Source organism: Micromonospora sp. NPDC049107, assembly GCF_040648595.1.
Taxonomy (GTDB): Bacteria; Actinomycetota; Actinomycetes; order Mycobacteriales; family Micromonosporaceae; genus Micromonospora.
This window is the reverse complement of the sequence record NZ_JBEZEC010000010.1, coordinates 282710-306006: the sequence shown is the minus strand read 5'-3', so window position 1 is coordinate 306006 and position 23297 is coordinate 282710. Positions and strand designations below refer to the sequence as shown.

Below are 23297 nucleotides of genomic sequence, written 5' to 3'. Positions count from 1 at the left end.
GCTTGTTTCAGTCCCGTGAGCTGGTAAGTTGAATGCATGAACACCCACGCTAAGCGTGGATGCTCTAAATATGTGTTCAGCTCCCCCCTCGGACACGAACCGAATCCCAACGGTGCGTGGCAAGATCGACATTTGCCCGCACCGTTTGTGATTCCGGGTCGTAGGTCAGGTGCAACCCGAGGCTGCGGTAGACCTCCAGCTTGTGTTCCGGCTCGGCGTCCCGCAGGGCGTCCACGAGGTCTCCGAGCTCCTCGACAATGGCGATGATCTGATCCTCGTTGAGGCGAGCGGGTATGCGGGGTTCTTCTTCGGCTGGCGCTTGGTGGCGTTGCTCGGCGCGTTGCCGTTCTGCCTGGGTTTCTCGCCGCGCTCGCCAAGACCAGCCAAGATCCCGATCACTGCCACTGGATCCCGATCGCACTATTTGCGGCCGCCAACCAGGACCACAACGCCGGCGCCTGGGTTGCCTCTGCCGACATGGCCACCATCGCTGGTCTCGCCCATCTCGCCTACGCGCCACGACCCGAAGCCCTCGAGGAGCACAGCTACCTCATCGAGGCGGCAAGACCCGCTGTTCGCGGGCGTACAGCTTCACGAGGTCGTGCGGGTGCCGTCCGCTGCGTCACGCCGAGCAACGTGCTACTTGGTGCCACCCACAGGCACTTGTTGGGCGGCCGCCGCAGGCGCTGCCAGATCGCTCAGGGTGACTGCTCGGTCTCCGGCTGAGGGTCGGTGTCGCCGCGAGGACGCTCGTCGCCCGCGACGAGGTAGCGACTTGCGCCGTCGCTTAGGAGCACGCCGAGCATCCACGACAGACCCGCGACGAACGCGAGATCAAAGGTCGCAACTCGTGTGAAGTGGCCGAGGGCCCAGCTGATCGCAGCAATTATTCCTGCTGGCCATGTCAGCCAGAACGATCGCACCGGAGTAGTCGTGAAGCCCACGGAACCTCCTGAGTTGTAGGTGTCGTTCATGACGACCATCCGCGCCCATCAGCTCCCCCGGTAGGTCGAGTAGCCGAACGGCCCGAGCAGCAGTGGTACGTGATGGTGCGCCCCTTTGTTGACGACCTGGAAGGTGACCACGATCTCGGGGTAGAAGGTATGGACGCCGCGATCGACGAAGTACCGCCCAGTGTCGAACCGGAGTCGGTGTACGCCCGCTTGGGGTGCGTACAGCTCGCGGACGCGCCCGTCGGCGTCGGTACAAGCCCGGGCGAGGTGCTGCCACGCGTCGCCATGACAGCGCTCGACGACGACCGCGAGTTCCGGCGCGGGGAGGCCGGTGGTGATGTCCAATACGTGAGTCGAGAGACTCATCAGCCCTCCGATCGCAGGAGTTTGCCCAGCCGGAGGCGGTTGATCGCGGCCAGGTCTGTGAGCGCTACCCGGCGCTCGGTCGCCGGGTCGTTCGCTAACCGGGAGCGGCAGATGGCGAGCAGCTCCGCCGCTGATCGTCCGTTCGCGTAAACCAGGTACAGGTGCCCGAAGCGCTCTTCGTAGGCCGCGTTGGCCTGGCCGAGACTCGTCAGCAGCTCCTCGTCCGCGGTGCCGACTCCTGCCTGCTCTCGCCGCGACCACTGTCCACCGCTGCCGCTCGTTGGCTTGCCGATCTGTGGGTGACCGGCCAACGCCTCGGCAAAGCCGGCCTCGTCGAGCATGGCGGTGCCGGCGTCGGAGGCCGCACAGAGCTCGTCCTCATTGGCGTAGGGCCGCCCGACGATGACCTCGGTCACCCATGCCTCTGCCGAGCAGCACCGGCGTAGGGCCGACCGGAGGCGCTCGTCTTCGGGCGCGGTGTTTAACCGATCCAGACTCCAGGTCGTCATCGGCTCACGCCACCGTCGGTGCCGGCTCGACTGCGATGACGCGTCCGCTCGTCGCTGTCGGTGCGCTGGGCTGCCTTGTTCGCCGCAAAAATGGTCAGGTTGCCGACGGGGCGAGGGCGTAGGGTGCGAGCGTCGATGGCTTTGGCCCTGACCGGTGCTCCGTCTATCCACACCTGCCCCAGGTCGTCCGCCGTGGCCAGCGCAAATACCTTCGCAAGTGCATCCTCTGGTCCGTTCGAGTGGCGTATGCCAATCTCCAGGACCGTGCCCGGACGGGGTCGTATCCAGATCGCGTCGAACCGCCTGCCGGCGCTCAGGTCGCCGATTTGGTCCCGCAGGCCCAGGGCCTGTGCCCCCGCCGCCGTGGCCATGTGCAACAGATGGGCAGCAGTGAGTGGCACGCCGTCCGCGCCGCGCAAACGTTGCAGGAGGTACGTCTGCAGCCCTTCTTTGAGAAGCGAGAAGCCGGTGCCCGCACCCACGTCGCAGCCGAGTGCCACAAGGACGCCGTGGGCGAGGTGGCGGTTGAGGGGGAACATGCCGCTGCCCAGCGCCGCGTTGCTCGTCGGGCAGTGCGCCACGCTGGCCTGGGCCTCGGCCAGCCGGGTCAGCTCGGTGTCAGTCGAATGCACGTTGTGTGCGAAGACGCTCTGTCGGCCGACCAGTCCGTGCCGGTCGTAGCAGTCCAGGTAGTTGGTGGTGCCGGACAGTCGCCGGACCGTGGCGACCTCGTCGAGGTTCTCGTTCAGGTGCGACGTGAACCAGCTGCCCACCACATCCCGGTGCAACTCCCCGCATGACGCGAGCAGTTCGTCGCTGCACGACAACGCGAACCGGGGGGTCACCGCGTACCGACTGCGTCCGACGCCGTGCCAGCGCCGTGCCAGCTCGCGGCCTTCGTCGTAACTGCGCTCTGCGGACGTGTGCAGCTCCGGCCGCAGCATCCGGTCACCGACGACCAGGCCGCTGGTGATCCGTAGGCCGTGCCCCGCGGCCGCCTGGAACAGTGCGTCCACCGCCGGCGCGAAGTGCGAGCCGAAAACCAGAGCGGTGGTCGTGCCTGCCGAGGTGAGGGCCGAGACGAACTCGCCGGCTAGCACGCGCGCGTAGTCGATCTCGGCGATCCGTGCCTCCTCGGGCAGCGCGCAGCGTTCCAACCATTCCAGCAACGGCATCCCGAGCGCACCGATGACGCGGACCTGCGGGAAGTGCACATGGGCGTCCACCAGGCCGGGTAGCAGGACTCCATCGGAGAGCTCGACCAGCTGTGCCTCCGGGTGTCGGGAGCGCAGCGTGGCAAAGGCATCCCGCTCGACGATCCGCCCGTCCTCGACGAGCAGCCCCGCATCGCCGTCACAGCGGAGCGCGCCGCCGCGGAACGGGTCGTCGGGAGTGTCGACGACCTGAGCGCGGTAGAGGGTCATGGCCGGGCCGCCGAGGGAGCGCGGTCGTCGGCCATCGCCTGGTGATGTTCCATCCTGCCCAGGAGATCGGCGGCGACGCTGACGGCGATCGTCGCGGGCTCCTTGCCGTGGATGTCGGCGAGCCCGATGGGCGTGGTGATGCGGGCGATGGCCGTGGCGTCGTGGCCCTGTGCGGCGAGTTCGGTGCGGAACCGGGCCCACTTGCCCGCCGAACCGATGAGGCCGATGGTGCCGAATTCACCGCCGCGCAGCATCGCGTCGCAGAGGGAGAGGTCCTCCGCATGGTCGTGCGTCATGATCAACGCGTAGGTGCCTGTGGGCAGCTCGCCGAGCACGGTCTCCGGCAGCACTGCCACCCGGTGGACGTGCACCCGGGCCACCGCATCGGAGAAGACCGCCAACCGGTCCTCGGTGAGCTGCTCCGGGCGGGTGTCGATGAGATGTAGGTCGATATCATGCCGAGCCAGGACACGAGCCAGCTCCAGGCCCACGTGCCCTACGCCGAAGACAGCCACCACCGGCGCCACGGGTAGCGATTCGAGCAACACCGTGACGGTCCCTCCGCAGCACTGCACCCCGTGCTCGTAGGGCGCTTTGTCGGACAGCGCGAGCGTGAACAGCTCGGGCGTCGGGCCGCCTGCGGCCAGCAGCGTACGGGCCCGGTCGATCGCGACCGCTTCCAGCTTGCCGCCGCCGATCGAGCCCCACGTCTGCGTTTCGCTCACCACGAGCTTCGCGCCGGCCGCGCGAGGGGCATGGCCGCGGACCGTCACGAGCGTGACGAGTACACCGGGCTCACGGACGCTGCGCAGGTGCGCCACCGCTGCCAGCCAGGTTCCCTCAGACATGACTCACCGTCCGCGGGGCCCGCTCCGGCGTCGGGTGCCCGGCGTTCGCCGCCCCACCCGGAGCGAGGTCCGCGTCCGCCGTGGGGCCGTGCCCGCCGCACGCCCGGGCCCGCTCGATCGCCCAGAAGACCGCCTCGGGGGTGGCCGGCGAGGCGAGGTCGATGCTGATGCCGGCGGGCCCGAACGCGGCCGCCGCCTGGCGCAGGGCCTCGCGCACGGAGAAGGCGAGCATCAGCGGCGGCTCGCCCACCGCCTTGGCGCCGTAGACCGCCCCCTCCTCGGCCGCGTCGGCCAACATCGTCACATTGAAGACCTCCGGCATCTCCGAGAAGCTGGGCAGCTTGTACGAGCTGGCCCCTCGCGTGGCCAGCTGGCCGCGCGCGGCTCCCGTGCCGGTGTTCCAACGGAGGTCCTCCAGGGTCAGCCAGCCCGCGCCCTGTGCGAACCCGCCCTCGATCTGTCCGATGTCGATGAGCGGTGACAGGCTGTCCCCGACGTCGTGCACGATGTCCACCCGTCGCGTTCGGTACGTGCCCGTGAACCCGTCGACTTCGACCTCGGCGGCGGCCACCCCGTACGCGAAGTACTTGAACGGCGAGCCCTGCATCGCCGCTGAGTCCCAGTACAGCCCCTCGGTGCGGTAGAAACCCGCCGCGAACAGTTGCACCCGCTGGAAGTACGCGGTCCGCACCAGATCGTTCCACTCGACGCCGGTAGGGGCCCCGGTACCCCGCGCCACACCGTCGACGATGCTGATGTCGGCGGCGTTCAGCCCCAGCATGGTGGCGGCCACCCGGGTCAGCCGCTCGCGAAGCTGTTCGCAGGCCTGCCTGACCGCGCCACCGTTGAGGTCGGCACCGCAGCTCGCTGCGGTCGCCGAGGTGTTGGGCACCTTGTCGGTACGTGTGGGCGCCAGCCGCACCCGGCCCAGTGGAATGCCCAGCTCGGTTGCTGCTACCTGCAGCATCTTGGTGTGCAGGCCCTGACCCATCTCGGTGCCGCCATGGTTGATCAGCACCGACCCGTCCCGGTACACGTGCACGAGTGCGCCGGCCTGGTTGAACGCGGTGAGGTTGAACGAGATGCCGAACTTGACCGGCGTGACGGCCAGGCCACGTTTGGCATGCGGATGTGCGGCGTTGAAGGCCGCGACCTCCCGCTGCCGGGCGGCAATGTCACCGGTGTCGACGACCTGACGCCAGAGCCTGTCCAGCCGTTCCGGGTGCCGGACCAACTGGCCGTACGGCGTGGTCTGCCCGCGGCGGTAGAAGTTGCGTCGGCGCAGTTCCATCGGGTCGATGCCGAGCAGTGGGGCGCAGCGGCCGAGGATGTCCTCGATGACCAGCATCCCCTGCGGGCCCCCGAAGCCCCGGAAGGCAGTGCTGGATGTCTTGTGGGTGCGCACGATGCGGCCGTTGAGTCGTACATGTGGCAACCAGTACGCGTTGTCAACGTGGCACAGCGCGCGGGCCAGCACCGGCTCGGACAGGTCGAGGCTCCAGCCGCCGTCCGAGGTCAGGGTCGCTTCGAGCGCGAGCAGCCGGCCCGCCGCATCGAACCCGACCCGCCACTCGACGAGAAACCCGTGCCTCTTGCCCGACATGGTCAGGTCCTGGGCGCGGGTCAGGCGCACCCGTACCGGGCGGCCGGTGCACGTCGCGCCCAGCGCGGCGATGGCAGCGAGGCCGTGTGGCTGCATCTCCTTGCCGCCGAAGCCGCCGCCCATGCGCAGGCACTGGACGGTCACCTCGTTGCTGGCCCGGCCCAGCACGTGGGCGACTATCTCCTGGGTCTCCGAGGGGTGCTGGGTACTGCTCTGCACGAAGACCTGCCCGGCTTCGTCGACGTGGGCCAGCGAGCTGTGCGTCTCCAGGTAGAAGTGCTCCTGCCCGGCGATTTCGAGTTCCCCACCGAAGACGTGCACGGCGTCGGCCAGACCGGTCTCGACGTCGCCCCGCACCAGTTGCGGCATGGCGCCCTGGAAACTGTCGGCGGCGATCGCCTCCCGCACGGTCACGTAGGAGGGCAACGGCTCCGTCTCGACCTCCACGGCGGCCGCGCCCACACGTGCCGCCTCGTACGTCTCGGCGAGCACCCAACAGACGGCGTGGCCGAAGAACATGACTTCCTCGGGGAACAATGGCTCGTCCTGCTTGATCCCGGCGTCGTTCACTCCGGGCACATCGGCGGCCGTGAGCACCCGGACGACACCTGGCACGCGGAGCGCCGGGGCGACTCGCAGCGCGGTGACCCGGGCGTGCGCCTGGGGCACCTGTACCGGGTGGGCGTGCAGCACATCCTTGGTACGAGGGATCAGGTCGTCGGTGAACTGTGCCGCACCGGTGACGTGCAGCCGCGCACTCTCGTGCGGGACCGCTGCACCCACCGCGGGACTCTCCGGCCTCTCAGACAGCGCGCTCATTCCGTGGCCTCCTCTCGGCCTGGTGCTCGGTGGCCGCGGCGATCCGTCCGCCGGGGACTGCGGCGATCTCGTACGGGGCCGGGTTCTCGGCGTAGAGCTTGAGTAGGCTCTGGCCGAGCATCGCGGCTCGATACTCGGCGCTGGACCGGTGGTCGTCCTGCGGTGTGCCCTCGCGGCGCAAAGACCGAGCGGCGGCAGCGACGGTGGCTGCGGACCAGGGGTTGCCCTCCAGCGCCGCCTCGGTCGCCCGGGCCCGGATCGGTGTGGCCGCCACCCCACCCAGGCCGATGCGTGCGCGGGTGACCGTTCCACCGACGACGTCGAGGGCGAAGCCGACGGCGACGCTGGTGACGTCGTCGAACCGCCGCTTCGCAATCTTGTGGAAGGCGACGAGGCCGGCGAGCGGGCGTGGGATCCGCACTGCCCGGATCAGCTCGTCGGAGCGACGAACGCTGCGCCGATACCCGGTGAAGTAGTCCGCCAGCGGCACCCTGCGTTCGCCGTCGACGCTGACCAGGATGACCTCGGCGGCAAGCGCGAGCAACACCGGCGCGGTGTCGCCCACCGGGGATCCGGTGCCCAGGTTGCCGCCAATGGTGGCTCTGTTGCGGATGAGCCTGGAGGCGAAGAGGGGCAACATGTGGGCGAGCAGCGGCACCCGGCCCGCGAGGCGGCGCTCGATCTCGCTGAGGGTCAGTCCGGCACCGACCTCGATGCTCTCCGGCGTGATCATCAGCTTCCGCAGCTCCGCGAGGCGGTCGATCGCGAGGACCGACTCGGCCCGGGCGCCCTGCAGGTTCACCTGCACACCCCAATCGGTGGAGCCGGCCACCACGGTGGCAGTGGGCTGCTCGCGAAGCCGTCGCAGGGCGTCGGGCAGCGAGGCCGGCCGGACGAACTCCCGGCCCCCGTGCCGCAGCCGAACGGGCCGGGGCGGCGCCGTGGGCGCCTGCTGGCGTTGCACAAGCTGGTCGTCGGGCACCGGTGGACCGAGTGCGAACGCGGCGTCGCGAATCGGCCGGTATCCGGTGCAGCGGCACAGGTTGCCGCTGAGGGCGTCCAGGTCGAAGCCGTTGGGCCCCTTGTCGTGTCCGGTCACGTCGCCGTCCGGGGACGCCCGTCTTCCGGCCCGGTAGTACTCGGCAGCCATGCTGCAGACGAAGCCGGGTGTGCAGTAGCCACACTGCGATCCACCGCGGACGGCCATCTCGTGCTGGACCGGGTGCAGGCGGTCGGGGCTGCCCAGCCCCTCGGCAGTGCGGATCTCCTGGGCATCCAGGGCGGCGACCGGCAACAGGCATGCGTTGACCGCCACCCATTCGGTGGGCGAATCAACGCCGGGTCGGGCGACGAGCACCGCGCAAGCGCCGCACTCACCCTCTCCGCAACCCTCCTTGCAGCCGGTGAGGCCTCGTCCACGCAGCCATTCCAGCGCCGTGGTGTGTGGCGTGACATCCCCGAGTGGAGTGATCCGGCCGTTGACCGTGATGTCGCCGCCGCTCCGCGTGGTGTCGTCAGGCAGCGGGGGCGTGTCGGTCGACACCGCTCGGCCCGCGGTCGGCTCCTGCCGACCGGGTAGGTCCGGTCGGAATGCATGGTGCGTCCCGGTCATCTTCTTCCCCTCATCAACAGCTTCCCGAGCGGCTGTCCCTCCGTACGTACGCGCCGCCCGCGAAGCCAGGTCTGCCGGACGATGCCGGCCAGCCGTCGACCCGAGTACGCCGTCAGCTGGTGACGGTGCAGTAGGCTCGCCGGATCGACCACGAAATCGGCGTCCGGGGCGAAAACACACAGATCCGCGTCGGCGCCGGCGGCGATGCGACCCTTGTACGGCAGCCCGACGCGCTCGGCTGGGCGCTGCGCCATCCAACGCGTCACGTCGGCCAGCGAGTGCCCGCGCGAGCGGGCCGCCGTCCATACCACCGGCAGTCCCAGCTGCAGGCCCGCGATGCCACCCCACGCTTTGCCGAAGTCGCCGTGTTCGAGCAGCTTGAGCTCGGGCGTACAGGGTGAGTGGTCCGAGACGACCATGTCGATGTCTCCGGCGGCGAGCGCCTGCCACAACCGGTCCTGGTTGCCGCCGTCGCGGATCGGCGGGCAGCACTTGAACTGGGTCGCTCCATCCGGGATATCGGTATCGGACAACGTCAGGTAGTGCGGGCAGGTCTCCACCGAGACATCGACACCGGCAGCCCTGGCTGCGGTGAGCCCTGACAGCGCGTGGGCGCTGGACAGGTGCAGGACGTGGGCCCGGCCACCGGTCGCGCGCGCGGCGTTGATCACCTGGTCGATCGCGCGATCCTCGGCCTGGTGCGGGCGGGAACGCAGGAAGGCCGCGTACTCCGGCCCGGTGGGGCGTGGCGCCAGTGCGACCACCTCGGCGTCCTCGGCGTGCACGATCAGCATCGCACCGAGGCGAGCCGTCTCTGCCATCGTCGCGACGAACTCCGCAGCGTCCAGCGGTGGAAACTCCGGCACCCCGGAGTCGAGCAGGAAGCACTTGAAGCCGAAGACTCCGCCGTCGTGCAGGGCCGCCAGATCGGTGATGTTGCCCGGCACTGCCCCGCCCCAGAAGCCCACGTCGACGTAGGTCTGGCCGCGGGCGCAGCCCTGCTTGGTGGCCAGCGCGGTGGGCGTGGTCGTCGGTGGAATGCTGTTGAGCGGCATGTCCACGATGGTGGTCACTCCGCCGGCTGCGGCTGCCCGGGTCGCGCTGGCATAGCCTTCCCACTCGGTACGACCGGGCTCGTTGACGTGCACATGGGTGTCGACCAGGCCGGGCAGAAGCACCTCGTCATCAGCGAGAGTGATCGACTCCTGGGCTTCCAGCTTCGCGTCGAGTGGTGCCACGACGGCGATGCGCCCGTCACGCACACCGATCACACCCGCGGTCTCGGTGCCCTCGATGACCACGCGTCGACTGCGAAGGACGAGATCCAGCATCATGATCGCGCCTCGTCGGGCCGTCCGGCGATCAGCGGACAACAGATGGCGAGGCGGTGACGCCCGGAGTCGGCCATGTCGCTCGTCAGTTCACAGGAAGGACGGCACGGCGAGCCAGGCGTCGCCCGGCTCGGGCGCGTCGTCGCGGGTCACGGCGGCCTCGATGAGCCCGTACGGCCGGTCGGTGGCGGTGAACACCTCGCCGCTGTTCTCCAGGCCGAATCGGGCGAGGTCAACGGGGAAGTGATGCTTGTTGGGTGCGGAGAAGCGGATCTCGGCCACCTCTTCGTGAGCCTTGAGCACGTGCGCTCCCATCAGATAGAGGGTCTCCTGTAGCGCCCGGCTGTAGGTGGTGGCGAAGGTCTCCAGCAGCGACGCACTGATGGCGCCGTACGTCGAGTTCCAGTCGACCTCGGTACCCGCGTACCGCCACCTCGCGACGAGCGAGGTGGCGAGGATGCGGTCGTCGGTCTCCTGCAACGTCGTGTATTCGTCCCGGAGGAAACCCTTGAACTCCGAACCGGTCGACTTGAGCAGGACCAGGTCACGTAGGCCGGAAACCACGCGGACCAGCTGCTCGGCGTTCCGCCCGGAGAGCGTGACCACGGTCGTCCGGACGGCTCCGCCGCGGCGGAGGAACGCGTGGTCGTGGCCGGCCCCGTCGACGTCGATTCGGTCCCAGGCGTACTGCTCGACGCGGACCTGGGCGCCGGACGCCTTGGGGGACGCCTCGATCAGCCGTTGGCCGACCGCGATCGCGTAGTCCTCGGGAGACGTGACGCCGTGCTTCTTGGCGTACACGAAGGCGGTGTTCTTCTGGGTGTCGGTCGGTAGCACATCCCGCTGGTCTCCCTCGACGTGCGCCGCGGCGAAGTCACCGCGTAACGCCGTGGAGACGTTCAGATCCCAGATCTCGTGTCGCGGGTTGTCCCGGTAGATGCGCACGACGCGGTTCTCGGCCTTGCCGTACTGGTCGAAGCTGAGCACGGTACCCATGACGTCCCTCCTACGTGTCGGTCGGTCGTCCTGTCGATGTCCGCATCGTGGTGGCCGTCCAGCCGGTGGCCGTCCCCGATCAGCTCCCCACCCGGGGCGCGGATCGGGTGCGAGCCGCCGGATCCCGTCTCGTGCTGATGCCGACGGCAACGAGGCAGGGCCAACGCGTAGGAGTCGAGGCGATCCCCAAGTGGATCTCCACCGCGCCCGAGAGGGACGGGGCTCGTGGACGTCGGGTTTCCTTCATCGTGGGATCACCGTCCACCGCTGACCTGTCGCCGCCCTATCGGCGATCTCTTGTCGTCCTGCTCGCCGTCGATATCTTGGTGATAGACGCGGCGTCCCCAATGCAGTGTCATGAGCCTGCGAGTCATGTCGGCGGCGCCGACCGAGCCTGATCCCCGAGGCGCTGCGGCGCGTCCCCTGACCATCTGTGTCTTCTGCGGCGCCCGGCCGGGCCGGCGGGCGGCCGACACCGAGGCGGCCCGGCACCTGGGTCTGCTGATCGGCCGACGCGGTCACCGGTTGCTCTACGGCGGTGGTGGTTCGGGGCTCATGGGCGAGGTGGCGTGGTCCGCGCAGCGGCACGGTGCGCCCGTGACCGGGGTCATTCCCACGTTCCTGGTCGAGAAGGAGCGAGGCATCGCGGCACCACCGCAGCAGACGGTGGTCACCTCGACGCTGGGCGAGCGCAAGGTGGCGTTCCTCACCCAGGCCGACGCGTTCGTCGCCCTGCCCGGCGGGTTCGGGACTCTCGACGAGGTGCTGGAGGTGATAAGCCTCAACCAGCTGAAAGTGTTGACCAAGCCGATCGTGCTGGTCAACACCGACGGGTTCTGGGATCGGTTCCTCGGAATGGCGCAGGAGCTGACCGACTGGGGCTTCACCGATCCCGACCTCGGCTCGCTCTGCTCGGTGACCGGCACCACGGAGGACGCGCTGCGGTGCGTGGAGAGGCACGCGAACCACACCGCGGGACTGGCCGCCGTCGACGCGGAGCGGCTCTGAGCCGAGTTCATCGGTTGCCGAGTCCCATAGGCGGGTCGTGACCCACTCTTCGTACCTCGACGGTCCGCGCATGCTGCACGACAGCGACACCGCCGACCGAGGTGCGACCGACCGCTCGGGTGGCCGCCCGGCGGCACCTCGGCCGCCGCCAGGTCACCTGCCGCGAGGGCCGTGTCACGGGCAGCCGCCGGGTCGGCCCAGGGTGTCTGTTCAACGGACGTCCGCCGCCGGCGCCCACTGTCGATCAATGCGTACCGGAGCGTTCAGAGGTCGACCGGCCGCCCGTTCGGGGCGTCCGTCGAGCGGGCGGGGTGGGCTTGTCAATCGCCTGACCCGACCGCCACCGCGGTCAGGATCAACCGGTCGGTCGCCAGGAAGCGTCCGGAGAACCGGGACCGCGGTCCGTCGACGAGCAGTTGCGCGCTGAACCGGCCCGCAGTGGGGTCGATGGTCAGCCGGGCGTCCGGCAGTCCGAGCCACCGTCCGGTCAGCGGAAACCACGCCTTGTACACCGCTTCCTTCGCGCTGAACAGCAGCCGGTCCCAATGCGTCCGAGGATGGGCACTGCGCAGGTCGCGCAGCATGTCGGCCTCGCCGGGCGCGACGATGTAGTCCTGGGTTCCGGCCGGCAGTGTCTGGTGCGGCTCGGCGTCGATGCCAACCGACATCAGGTCGGCCGAGCGCGCGACGGCGGCCGCTCGGTAGCCGGTGCAGTGCGTGATGCTGCCGACCACCCCGGTCGGCCAGACCGGCGCCCGTTCGGCACCGATCCGGATCGGTGCCGGAGCCACACCGAGCCGCCGCAGGGCTTCGCGCGCGCAGCGGCGGGCGGTGACGAACTCCCGGCGCCGGAGGTCGACGACGTTCGCCACCAGGTCCTCCTCGCCAGGGAACACCGGCTCGCCGGGTATGTCGGAGAACGCCTCAGCGGTGCGTACGGCGGCCGGGAGCAGAGTCGCGAGCATCGACCAGAGTCTACGGCCTGAGCGCGGTGGACACCCCCTATCGTCCACGTATCCCGGACCGGCGCCTCCAACCGGTAACGGCGGGACAGCGGGCCGATAGGCGACCGGCCGAGAGTCGGCCCATGACCATCACTCCTGACGAGCGCGAGGATCTGCTGGCCGCGGCACGGCGCAGTGTCACGGAACGGCTGCTGCGCGGAGCCGCGCCGACCGCGAGCCCGGTGCAGACACCGGACGCCGCACGGTCGCCCGAGGAGCCCGTCCCGCTGTCGCCGGAGCAGCATTCTCTGTGGCTCGTCGGAGAGATGCTCGGCGCACACGAGGGGCTCTACAGCGTGCATGAGGTCGTGCGACTGCACGGGGCCGTAGAGGTCAGCAGATTGCGGACCGCGCTGGATCGTCTGGTGGCCCGGCACGAGGCGTTACGTACCGTCGTCGTCGAGACCGAGGACGGACCGATGCAAATCGTCCGCGCCCCGGGGCCGGCCGCCTTCACCGTGGTGGACCGGACCGAGCACGGAGGCGACCCGATGGCCTCGGTCCGGGCCGAGCTGGCGCGGCGCTTCGACCTCGAGGCGGGACCGCTGTTCCGCGCTGCTCTCGTCGAGGCGGACGGCGATCACCTCCTGGTGCTGCACCTGCACCACCTGATCGCCGACGAATGGTCCTGCCAGATCCTGGCCACCGACCTCAGCCGGCTCTATCGCGGCGTCGCGGACGTCGCGGCGCCGGGTCGCTACACCGACTACGCGCGCCGGGCCCTCGAAGGCGCTGCCGACGGCCGGCAGACCCACCTGGACCATTGGCGCCGGGCCCTCTCGGATGTCGACCCGTACCTGGAACTTCCCATCGACCGGCCGCACCCGCCCGAACCGACATACCGCGGCGACGGGGTCGTGATGACCGTGCCCCCGAACACGGCGAACCGGCTACGGCAGGTCGCTGCCGAGGCCGGCGTGACGCCCTTCGTCGCGGTGCTGGCGGGGCTCGCGGCCACCCTTGGTGGCTACAGCGGGCAAACGCGTTTCGCGGTGGGGACGCCCATGTCGCGCCGTGGCACGGCCGGCACCGACGAGACTGTCGGGCTCTTCGTCAACACCGTCGCCGTTCCGGTCGATCTGGCTGACGGGCCGGAGCTGCGTGACCTCATGATCCGCCTGCGCCGGACCGTGGCCGGGGCGCTGGACCATGCCGACGTCAGCATCGAGGAGGTGGTCCGCGCGCTGAACGTGCGACGCGCGCCGGATCGCAACCCGCTGTTCCAGGTGTTGTTCCAATACCTGGACGACCACGAGGACTGGTGGGACCTTCCGGGTATCACCACCGAGCCGGTCGACCTCGACGAGGCCACCGAGAAGTTCGAACTCACGCTGGTGGCGCGCGACGACGACGGCGCGATCCGCCTGGAGCTCCGGTACGCCACGGATCTGTTCGAGGCCGATACCGCACGGCGGCTGCTGCGCAGTCTGGTTGCCGTCCTGGAGCAGATGGCCGCCGATCCCGCACGCCGGACCGGCGACCTTGATCTGCTGGGGGCCGACGACCTGCACCGGCAGCTCCGGTCCTGGAACGACACCGAGGTGCCGCTGCGCGAGACGACCCTGGCGTCCCTGTTCGCCGAGCAGGCGGCCCGGACCCCGGATGCCTGCGCCGTCGTCGACGACCAGGAGACGCTCACGTACGCGGAACTGGCGCACCGAGTGAGCCGGGTAGCCGCGGGGCTGCGGCGAGCCGGGGTAGGACCCGATGTGCCGGTCGGGGTCTGCCTGCAGCGCTCGTTCAGGCTGGTGACCGCGCTGCTTGCTGTCGAGTGGGCAGGTGGCGCGTACGTGCCGCTCGATCCCGATCATCCCGACGGCCGACACGCGATGATCGTCGCCGACACCGGGATGTCCGTCGTCCTGGTCGACCAGGAGACCGCCGGTCGTTGGACCGGCGACGAGGTCGTCGTGCTGGACGTGGACCGGCAGGCGGCGATCACCGACGACGGCACTTCCGGCCTGACGGCAGTGTCACCGGACGACCTCGCATACATCATCTTCACCTCCGGCTCGACCGGGCGGCCCAAGGGCGTCTGTGTACCGCACCGGGGTGTGGTCAACCGGCTGCAGTGGATGCAGAAGGCCTACCCGATCGGCACCGGCGACACTGTCGTCCAGAAGACGCCGTTCAGCTTTGACGTGTCGGTGTGGGAGTTCTTCTGGCCGCTGACCGTCGGCGCGCGTCTGGTGGTCGCCGAGCCTGGTGGACATCAGGACCCGGCGTACCTGGCGGACCTCATCCGCCGCAGCGCCGCGACCGTCGTGCACTTCGTGCCCTCGATGCTCGCGGAGTTCCTCGCCGATCCCACGGTCGACGACCTTCCCAGCCTGCGCCACGTCATCTGCAGCGGCGAAGCCCTTCCGGCCGGGCTGGCGGATCAGGCTCGCTCCCGGCTCACGGCCGAGTTGCACAACCTGTACGGCCCGACCGAGGCGTCGATCGACGTGTCCGCGTACACCTGTGTGTCTGCGCCGGGCGAGGCGACCGTCCCGATCGGCAGGCCGATCGACAACACGCGGCTGTACGTCCTGAACGACGCCCTGCGCCCGATGCCCGTCGGGGTGCCCGGCGAGCTGTTCATCGGTGGTGTCGGCCTCGCCCGCGGATACGTCGGCCGGCCCGTACTGACCGCTGGCTCCTTCGTGCCCGACCCGTTCCACGGCGGCCGGATGTACCGGACGGGCGACGTCGCGCGGTGGCGTACCGACGGATCCCTCGAATTCCTCGGACGGATCGACGATCAGGTCAAGGTACACGGCCACCGCATCGAGCTCGATGAGATCGTTTCGACCCTGCTGGCCCGCCCCGACATCGCGCAGGCCGCAGTGGTGCCACAGCAGACCTCGGCCGGCGCTCTGCGGCTGGTCGCCTATGTGGTGCCGACGCCCGGGCACGTGCTGTCGGCGAGCGATCTGACGGCCCATCTGCGCGGCACGCTGCCGGAGTACATGGTCCCGGCCACGTACGTGCCCCTGGACGCGCTGCCGCTGACCTCGAGCGGCAAGGTGAACCGGAAGGCGCTGCCGGACGTGTCACCGGCAGCCGCATCGCGAGCGGAGCCGACCAGGCCACGCGACGAGACCGAGCGGGTGCTGGCCGCGATCTGGGCCGAGCTGCTCGATCTCGACTTCTGTGGCGTGCGGGACAACTTCTTCGACATCGGTGGCGACTCGATCCTGGCGGTGCGGATCGCCAACCGGGCTCGCGCCGCCGGCCTGCCGGTGACCCCGCGTCTGCTGCTACGGCACCAGACGGTGGCCGAGGTGGTGGCGGCGCTCCGCGCCACGGACGGCCCGGCCGCTGACGGCCACGGCGCCGCCCCGGCCCGCGCTGCCGAACCGCTACCGGACGGCGTGGAGTCCGTGCACCGGCTCTCCGCCCTCCAAGAAGGGATGCTGTTCGAGACGATCGCCTTCCCGGCGGAGAACCGGTACGCGCAGTACCACGCCTTCGATGTGGACCAGCCGCTCGACGAGGAGGCGCTGGCCTCGGCGCTGCGCGAGGTCTGCGCCCGGCACCCCGCGCTGCGCAGCCGGTTCGCCTGGCGCGGGCGGCCACATCCGGTCCAGGAGGTGCACTGTCGCGCAGAGCCGGAACTGGTCGTCCTCGACTGGCGCGCCGACGCGTCTCCGCGGCGGTACGAGGACTTCCTCGCCGAGGACCGGGCCGAACCGATCGAGCTGACCGGTCCGACCAACCGATTCACCGCGCTGCGCACCGGTGACTCGTCCTACCGGCTGGTGTGGCGGACCCACCACATCCTGCTCGACGGATGGAGCACCGAGATAGTGGTCCGGGAACTGTTCCAGATCGTCGGCGGCCTCCGCAACGGCACGTCCGTCGACCTCCCCGACCCGGTGCCGGCGGCAGCACATCGGGCGTGGCTCGCCGGACGCGACCGCGACGCGGACGCCGTGCACTGGCAGAAGGTGCTCGGCGGATTCACCACGCCGACCGCGCTACCGGTCAACCGGTTGCCGACGGAGGAAGGCGGCCGGGCGGGTACGGCGCTCGAACTGCTGAACCTGGACCGGGGCCAGCTGGATCGGTTGACCGAGGTGTCGCGCCGCTGGCGGGTGTCGCTGGGCTCGCTGGTGACCGTGGCCTGGGGACTGCTGCTGCGTCGGTTCGGTGGCGGGGACGACGTGGTCGTCGGGGTCACCGTCAACGGGCGGTCCGGGGACTTCCCTCGGATCGAACAGGTCGTCGGCCTGCTGATGAACACCCTCCCGGTCCGGATGCGGATCGAAGAGGGGATCACCGCCGGCGCGGTGGCCCGCGCAGTCCAGGATCAGATGGCCGAGTTGCACGAGCACGTCCACTGCTCGCTGGTCGACGCCAAGCGGCAGAGCGCGGTGCGGGCGGACGAGCGCCTGTTCGACAGCATCGTGGTGTTCCAGCACGAGGAGCGCGAACCGGCGCTGCCGCCGGAAGTGTCCCCGGTGCCCGGTAGCACCGCGCTGGACAGTGGCTACCCGCTGGTGCTGGACGTGACGGCGGGGGACGGGCTGTGCCTGCAACTGGCGTACCAACGCACCTGCGGCGAGGCGGAGACCATCCGGCGGCTGCTCGCGCACCTGGCGATCATCCTCACCGCGATCGCCGATGACCGGTCCGGCTCGATCGACACGCTCGACGCGTTGCCCGACGTCGAGCGCGAACGTGTGCTCCGGACATGGAACGACACCGACGCGTGGTACCCGTCGGAGACGTGCCTGCACGAGTTGTTCGAGCAGGCGGCTCGCGAGAATCCCGCCGCTACGGCGATCGTCGATGTCGACGGATCCTCGGTCTCCTACGCCGACCTGGACGAGTCCGCGAACAGGCTGGCGCACCACCTGCGTGCCCGAGGCGTCGGCCCCGAGCAGATCGTCGGCGTGCTCCTGGACCATTCCGTCGAGATGTTCGTGGCCCTGCTCGGCGTGCTCAAGGCCGGCGGCGCCTATCTCCCCCTAGACCCCGGCCATCCAAGTGACCGGCTGAAGTACTACCTGCGGGACAGCGGTGCCCGGCTCGTGGTGACCCGGGCCGACCTCGCGGCGCTGGCCACCGACGGCGAGAACCTGCCCGCGGTGCTGCTCGACGCCGAGGCCGCGCAGATCGCAGAGCGACCGGCCACGTCGCCCCAGACGGGTGTCACGGCGCGCAACCTGGTCTACATCATGTACACCTCCGGCTCGACCGGACGGCCGAAGGGCGTGCTGATCGACCATCGAGGTCTGATCAACTATCTGTGGTGGGCGCGTTCCGGCTATGGGATCGACGGCGCGGACGGCGCTCCGATGGTCGGCTCCATCGCGTTCGACCTCTCCGTTCCCAATTTCTTCCTGCCGCTGACGGCCGGGCTGAGCGTGACACTGTTGCCGCCCGACGAGGGCCTCGGAAATCTCGCCGACCTGCTCACCGAGCCGGCCGACTTCAGTCTGCTCAAGATCACGCCGGGGCATCTCGACGTGCTGCGTCGGATGGTGCAGCCCGACAGCGTCCATTCGGTGCGCACCTTCGTGGTGGGCGCCGACGAGGTGCGTACGGAAACCGCCCTGGGCTGGCGTAAGGCGGCTCCACGGGCACGGATCATCAACGAGTACGGCCCGACCGAGACGGTGGTCGGCTGCTCGACCTATGTCCTGCCGGACGAAGTCGATCCGGAGCTGCCGCTCCCGATCGGCCGGCCCATCGCCAACATCCGGATGTACGTGCTCGACCGTCACCTCTCCCCGGTACCGATCGGTGTGACGGGGGAGTTGTTCATCGGCGGTGACGGTGTCGCCCGTGGTTACCATCGCAGGCCGTCGGTCACGGCGGAGCGGTTCCTGCCGGATCCGTACGCGTCGGAGCCGGGCGCCCGGTTCTACCGGACCGGGGATCTGGCCCGGTGGCGCGCCGACGGGAACCTCGACTTCCTGGGCCGTTGCGACGATCAGGTGAAGATCCGCGGATACCGGGTCGAACTGGGGGAGATCGAGGCCCGGCTGCTGGCTCATCCCGACATCGTCGAGGGTGCGGTCGCCGCCTTCGCCCACGAGTCAGGCGATCGTCGGCTGGTCGCGTACCTGGTGCCCCGCCCCGATGGGCAGCTGCCGAGCGCCGTTGACCTGCAGGAATGGCTGGCCCGCGACCTGCCCACCTACATGCGTCCCGCACAGTTCGTCTGTCTGCCGGAGCTGCCGCTCACGGCGGCCGGCAAGGTCGACCGCAGCCGGCTGCCGGCACCGGGCCCGGTCACCCGGGATGAGGAAGCCGGGTACGTCGCTGCCCGCACCGAGACCGAGCGACGCCTGGTCAGTGTCTGGGAACAGGCGCTCGGTGTGACCGGGGTCGGCGTGCACGACGACTTCTTCGGGCTCGGTGGCGACTCCATCGTCTCGGTGCGGTTGGTCGCTCTGGCACAGGAGTACGGTCTCGCCGTCAACCCGCGTGACGTGTTCCGCCATCCGACCGTCGCCGGTCTCGCGGCCGTGGTGACCCTCGCGGAGCCGGCAGCGGCGGAGCCCGCTCCGGAGCGATCGGCTGCGGAGCCACCGGTGGCCGGGCCCGACCCGCTCACCGGGCTGGACGACGAGGCTGCCGCCGTCCTGCGTACCCAGCTGAGGGAGTTGGACACGGCCGAGGTGTACCGGCTCACCCACCTGCAGACCGGCATGCTGCTGCACCGGCTCGCCGACCCGCAGCGGGACGAGTACTTCCGCCAGTTCATCTGGGACCTCGACGGCGATCTCGACGTGGGAACGTTCGTGACGGCGTGGCAGCGGGTCATCGACCGGCATGCGGCCCTGCGGACCCGGTTCATCTGGCAGGACCTGCCGCACCCGGTGCAGGTCGTCGTCCGCGCCCAGCCGATCGTGGTCGAACGCTGGGACTGCCGTTCCACTCCTGACGGCGAGCGCGTGGGCTGGCTGGAGCGGCTGGCCGCGGACGAACGGGAGCGCGGGATCGACCTCACCGCCGGACCGCCGATGCGGCTGGTTCTGATCCGAACCGGTTCGACGCGCCACCGCCTGCTGTGGAACGTCCACCACCTGGTGCTGGACGGCTGGAGCCGGTCGATCGTGAGCCGTGAGGTGCTGGAGACATACGCCGCTATGCGTACCGGCGGTGCCCTGCCGGCCGATCCGCCGGCACCGTTCCGTGACTACCTGTCCTGGCTCGACCGCCACCCGGCGAACCGGGACATGGGTTACTGGCGGCGAACGTTGGCCGGCCTGCGCGGTCCCACGCCGCTACCCGCCGTCGCAGCGGGTCGACGCCCGGGAACCGGCATCGGCGTCGAGGAGAGCACTCTCGCCGATTCGCTGTTCCAGGCTCTGCGCGACACCGCAGCTCGTTACCGGATCAGCCTGCCGAATCTGTTGCAGGGGGCGTGGGCGTTGCTCCTGAGCCGGCATTGCGGCACCGATGACGTCGTCTTCGGCACCACGCTGGCCGGCCGGTCCGCCGACGTGCCCGGCATCGACCGCATGGTCGGGATGCTGATGAACACCCTGCCCACCCGGATCGGCGTGTCCCCGGACATGTCGATCGGCGACTGGCTCACCGAGGTGCACCGAGGCCGCCTGACCCAACAGGAGCATGCCGGCGCATCCCTGGTGGAGATTGCCCGATGCGTCGATGTGCCCCGCGGAGAACGGCTGTTCACCAACCTGTTCGTCCTGGAGCGCGCCGCCGACGAGGAGGAGGGCGAGTGGGCCGGCCTGCGGGTCGACCAGAGCGACGGCGCTCCGGGCGAGACCGCGTTCCCGTTGGTGCTCACCGTGAGCGTCGCCGGTCACCTCGAGCTCGGACTGAAGTTCGAGCACGCAGTCTATGACCGGGACGCGGTCGCGGAACTCCTCGGGCACTACCGAATGCTGCTCGAGGCCGTCACCGTTGCGCCCGCCGACGACCCGGTCGCCGCGTGGCGCGAAGTCGTACCCGCGCCGGTCGTTCCGGAACCGGCTCCGGCCGCGTCGTCGGGCGCCGCCGGGCCGGCCGGGACGGGGCTCGCCGCCGCCGTCACGGAGGCCGAGCGGGTGCTCGCGGAGATCTGGAAGGGCGTGCTGCGCCTCGACCGGGTGGGGCCAGAGGACGACTATTTCGCCCTCGGTGGCGATTCGGTCCTCGCCTTCCAGGTTGTCACCCTGGGGCGGCGTGCCGGCCTGTCGATCACTGTGCAGGACGTGCTGCGCGACACCAGGCTGCGAGACCTGGCCGCCACCGTGGCGCCGGGCGCGGCGGTGGAGGTGGCGGCCCCGCGTGCCGAGCACCCGGACCCCTGGTCGGCGGTACCGCTCACTCCGGCGCAGCATCGTCTGCTCGACCAACGTGTGCCGCACGACCACTACAACCAGTCGGTGCAGGTGGACTGGCACGGCGCCGCCGATCCGGGCCGCCTGGGACGGGCTCTGCGGGCGCTGACCGCCCAGCACGACGCGCTGCGGTTGCGTCTCGACCGCGCCGCGCCCGACCGGCGCCAGCGGGTCGCGCCGGTGTCGGACACCAATCCGCTACGGGTGGTCGATCTCGGCACCCGGACAGCCGATGAGCGACGGGACGAGATCCGGGCCATCGCCGATCGGCTGCACACCGGTCTCGACCTGGCCGACGGCCCCCTGCTCAGGGCGGCACTGATCCGGGCCGACGGATTCGACGACCGCGTCGTGGTGGTGGTCCACCACTGGGCCGTGGACACGTATTCCTGGCGCATCCTGCTCGACGACCTCGCCACCGTGTACCGAACCGACGATCCCGCCGCGCTCACGCCGGTCCCGACCTCGTTCGGGCAGTGGGCCACGCGGCTCGCCGCGTACGCGAGCAGCGGGAAGCTGGACGAGGAACGCGAGTTGTGGCAGGCGGTGGCTCGCGAGCCGGTGGCGCCACCGCCCGCAGTTGATGTAGGCGGCATCAATCGTGAGTCGGCGACCCGCACGGTCGAGGCGGTGCTCGATGAAGCGGACACGAGCCGGCTGACCCGCAGGGCGGCGCACGGGGTGCCGATGCAGACGCTGGTGCTGGCCGCTCTCGGGGACGTGCTGGTGGAATGGGCCGGCGGCGGCCTCCCGGTCTCGGTCGACATCGAGGGCCACGGCCGCGAGCCGCTGTTCGATGATGTGGATCTCTCCCGCACCGTCGGCTGGTTCACCGCCAGGTACCCGGTGGTCGTCCGGCCGGTCGGCCGGGGTGGCGTCGACACGGCGGTGGACGCCCTGGCCGACACCCTGGCGGCGATTCCGCACCATGGGATCGGACATGGACTGTTGCGTCACCTGGCGGGCCAGGCCGATCTGGCATCCAGGTCGTGGGTCAGCCTGACCCACTTCGGTCATCTGCTCGACCAGGGCGACGGTGCGGGCCTGTTCCACGGCGTGGACGACGACTCGACGGCCCGGGCCCCCGCCGGTGAGCGCCGCTACCTCCTGGACGTCAGGTCGTGGGTGCGAGACGGCCGGCTGCACGTCGACTGGACCTTCCCGGCCGGAAACGTCGAGGAGCGGGTGGGCCGCCGGCGTCTTCAGGAGCACCTGCAGCGACTTCGAAAGCTGGCGGCACCGGCCGACCGGCCGGTTCCGGCGTCCTGGCAGCGCCTCGAGCCGGGCTCGGCACTGATGGCCGCCGCGCGTCGGCGGTGTCAGGCGCCGGCGGTGAGTGTCGCGGTGATCGCCGACGGGCAGGTCGCCCGGGCCTGGGGTGAGGGAACGACCGACGCCCGTGGGGGTGCGGCGGTCGATGCCGAAACGATCTTCCAGGCCTGTTCGGTGAGCAAACACGTCACCACGGTGGGCGTGCTGCGGCTGGCCATGGACGGCGTGCTGGACCTGGACGCGGACGTGCGTACCCACCTGACAGGCGGGTTGCGCGGCGCGTCGGGACCGGTCACCCTGCGGGGCCTGCTGGGCCACGTGGCAGGGCTGGTGCAGTACGGCCACCCGGGCCATGAGCAGGCGGACCCGCTGCCCACCCTCGCCGACATGATCCTGGGTCGGCCGCCGGCCGCGACACCGCCGATCGAGATGACGGGCGCGGCAGGGACGTTCGGCTATTCCGGAGCGAACTTCACCGTGGTGCAGAGCGTCCTCCAGGCGGTCACCGGCGAGCCGTTCGCCGAGACGATGCGACGGTTGGTGCTCGATCCGCTCGGCATGCGTGACAGCAGCTTCGACCAGGCGTTCCCGCACCTGCGGCCGGGCCGTGTGGCGCACGGCCACCGGGACGACGGCACGCACCTGCCCGGCGGCTGGCGAGTCTTCCCCCAGCAGGCCGCGAGTGGCCTGTGGACGACCGCCGCCGATCTGGCCAAGGTAGCGGTGGAGATCCGGGCAGCTGCCACCGGCGAACCGTCGCGGGTGCTCGACCGGGCGTCCGCGCAAGCCATGATCACGCCGGAGGTGCCGGGCGGTCGGTACGGCCTGGGCTGCGTCAGCAAGGTCGTCGACGGTCACCGGTGGTTCGGTCATCCCGGCGATCGGCACAGCTTCCAGTGCATGACCGCGACGGATCTCGACGACGGAGCGGGTCTGGTCGTCCTCTCGAACATCGGGGGGAGGCCATTCCTGGCCGATCTGTTCGCGGAACTGGAATTCCCCATGCCGCCGACGCTGTGACCAACGATCCGGTAACGCGCCGACCAAGGGAGAAAAATGATCATCGCATCGGGATCGGCCCGCGCCGCGTTCGATGGCCGGCCGGTGCAGGTCGGCCGTGGCTGGGCCTATGGCACCTTCGGTGAGCTGCTTCAGGGCGTGTTGCCGGAACCGGGTACGGATTTCCTGGTAACGCTGCCGATCAGGCGGGGATGTTCGGCGTACTTCGAGTTACACCCAGGCGCATCGAGGGTCGAAGTCGCAC

Annotated in this window: 12 protein-coding genes; 2 read left to right on the top strand and 10 right to left on the bottom strand. The window is 70.1% G+C overall.

Annotated features, from left to right (window positions below):
- Positions 1-698 precede the first annotated feature (698 nt).
- The 9 genes from AB0B55_RS25050 to pucL form a co-directional block, all read right to left on the bottom strand.
- The gene (locus AB0B55_RS25050; protein ID WP_357174189.1) at positions 699-974 is read right to left on the bottom strand and encodes a hypothetical protein; all 276 of its coding nucleotides are present in this window, start codon (positions 972-974) and stop codon (positions 699-701) included.
- 18 nt (positions 975-992) lie between these two features.
- Positions 993-1319 carry a hydroxyisourate hydrolase gene (gene uraH, locus AB0B55_RS25045; protein ID WP_281593054.1) on the bottom strand — a complete coding sequence of 109 codons (327 nt, stop codon included), beginning with the start codon at positions 1317-1319 and terminating at the stop codon, positions 993-995.
- Positions 1319-1828 (bottom strand): 2-oxo-4-hydroxy-4-carboxy-5-ureidoimidazoline decarboxylase, encoded by a 510-nt coding sequence (gene uraD, locus AB0B55_RS25040; RefSeq protein ID WP_281593052.1) that lies wholly within the window; start codon positions 1826-1828, stop codon positions 1319-1321. The genes uraH and uraD overlap by 1 nt, the downstream gene beginning before the upstream one ends.
- Entirely contained in the window at positions 1825-3252 is a 1428-nt protein-coding gene (locus AB0B55_RS25035; protein WP_357128414.1) for a guanine deaminase, read from the bottom strand. The genes uraD and AB0B55_RS25035 overlap by 4 nt, the downstream gene beginning before the upstream one ends.
- Positions 3249-4073 carry a xanthine dehydrogenase accessory protein XdhC gene (xdhC, locus tag AB0B55_RS25030; RefSeq protein ID WP_357128417.1) on the bottom strand — a complete coding sequence of 275 codons (825 nt, stop codon included), beginning with the start codon at positions 4071-4073 and terminating at the stop codon, positions 3249-3251. Before xdhC ends, AB0B55_RS25035 begins: the two co-directional genes overlap by 4 nt.
- A gap of 19 nt (positions 4074-4092) precedes the next feature.
- Complete coding sequence (gene xdhB, locus AB0B55_RS25025; protein ID WP_357174186.1) at positions 4093-6486, bottom strand: xanthine dehydrogenase molybdopterin binding subunit; 2394 nt, start codon at positions 6484-6486, stop codon at positions 4093-4095.
- Between the two features lie 19 nt (positions 6487-6505).
- Positions 6506-8134, bottom strand: coding sequence for an FAD binding domain-containing protein (locus tag AB0B55_RS25020; RefSeq protein WP_357174183.1), 1629 nt, complete (start codon positions 8132-8134; stop codon positions 6506-6508).
- Positions 8131-9468, bottom strand: coding sequence for an allantoinase AllB (gene allB / locus AB0B55_RS25015; protein ID WP_357128426.1), 1338 nt, complete (start codon positions 9466-9468; stop codon positions 8131-8133). The genes AB0B55_RS25020 and allB overlap by 4 nt, the downstream gene beginning before the upstream one ends.
- An 87-nt stretch (positions 9469-9555) precedes the next feature.
- A complete protein-coding gene (pucL, locus tag AB0B55_RS25010; RefSeq protein WP_091606513.1) occupies positions 9556-10461 on the bottom strand; it encodes a factor-independent urate hydroxylase in 906 nt (301 codons plus the stop codon).
- A gap of 357 nt (positions 10462-10818) precedes the next feature.
- Here pucL and AB0B55_RS25005 point away from each other — a divergent pair, with 357 nt between their 5' ends.
- Entirely contained in the window at positions 10819-11469 is a 651-nt protein-coding gene (locus tag AB0B55_RS25005) for a TIGR00730 family Rossman fold protein (protein WP_091606509.1), read from the top strand.
- Between the two features lie 320 nt (positions 11470-11789).
- Here AB0B55_RS25005 and AB0B55_RS25000 read toward each other — a convergent pair whose 3' ends face one another.
- Positions 11790-12434: a 4'-phosphopantetheinyl transferase superfamily protein gene (locus AB0B55_RS25000; protein ID WP_357128433.1), complete on the bottom strand. Its 645-nt coding sequence runs from the start codon at positions 12432-12434 to the stop codon at positions 11790-11792.
- A 122-nt stretch (positions 12435-12556) separates the two neighbouring features.
- Here AB0B55_RS25000 and AB0B55_RS24995 point away from each other — a divergent pair, with 122 nt between their 5' ends.
- Positions 12557-23053: an amino acid adenylation domain-containing protein gene (locus AB0B55_RS24995; RefSeq protein ID WP_357174179.1), complete on the top strand. Its 10497-nt coding sequence runs from the start codon at positions 12557-12559 to the stop codon at positions 23051-23053.
- The last annotated feature ends 244 nt before the right edge of the window (positions 23054-23297 follow it).

What these genes read in the sequence shown, in the direction of transcription:
- AB0B55_RS25020 (WP_357174183.1), bottom strand. Translation starts at nt 8,134, where the DNA reads ATGACCGGGACGCACCATGCATTCCGACCGGACCTACCCGGTCGGCAG.
- AB0B55_RS25000 (WP_357128433.1), bottom strand. Translation starts at nt 12,434, where the DNA reads ATGCTCGCGACTCTGCTCCCGGCCGCCGTACGCACCGCTGAGGCGTTC.
- AB0B55_RS25050 (WP_357174189.1), bottom strand. Translation starts at nt 974, where the DNA reads ATGAACGACACCTACAACTCAGGAGGTTCCGTGGGCTTCACGACTACT.
- AB0B55_RS25035 (WP_357128414.1), bottom strand. Translation starts at nt 3,252, where the DNA reads ATGACCCTCTACCGCGCTCAGGTCGTCGACACTCCCGACGACCCGTTC.
- uraD (WP_281593052.1), bottom strand. Translation starts at nt 1,828, where the DNA reads ATGACGACCTGGAGTCTGGATCGGTTAAACACCGCGCCCGAAGACGAG.
- uraH (WP_281593054.1), bottom strand. Translation starts at nt 1,319, where the DNA reads ATGAGTCTCTCGACTCACGTATTGGACATCACCACCGGCCTCCCCGCG.
- AB0B55_RS25005 (WP_091606509.1), top strand. Translation starts at nt 10,819, where the DNA reads ATGAGCCTGCGAGTCATGTCGGCGGCGCCGACCGAGCCTGATCCCCGA.
- allB (WP_357128426.1), bottom strand. Translation starts at nt 9,468, where the DNA reads ATGATGCTGGATCTCGTCCTTCGCAGTCGACGCGTGGTCATCGAGGGC.
- AB0B55_RS24995 (WP_357174179.1), top strand. Translation starts at nt 12,557, where the DNA reads ATGACCATCACTCCTGACGAGCGCGAGGATCTGCTGGCCGCGGCACGG.
- pucL (WP_091606513.1), bottom strand. Translation starts at nt 10,461, where the DNA reads ATGGGTACCGTGCTCAGCTTCGACCAGTACGGCAAGGCCGAGAACCGC.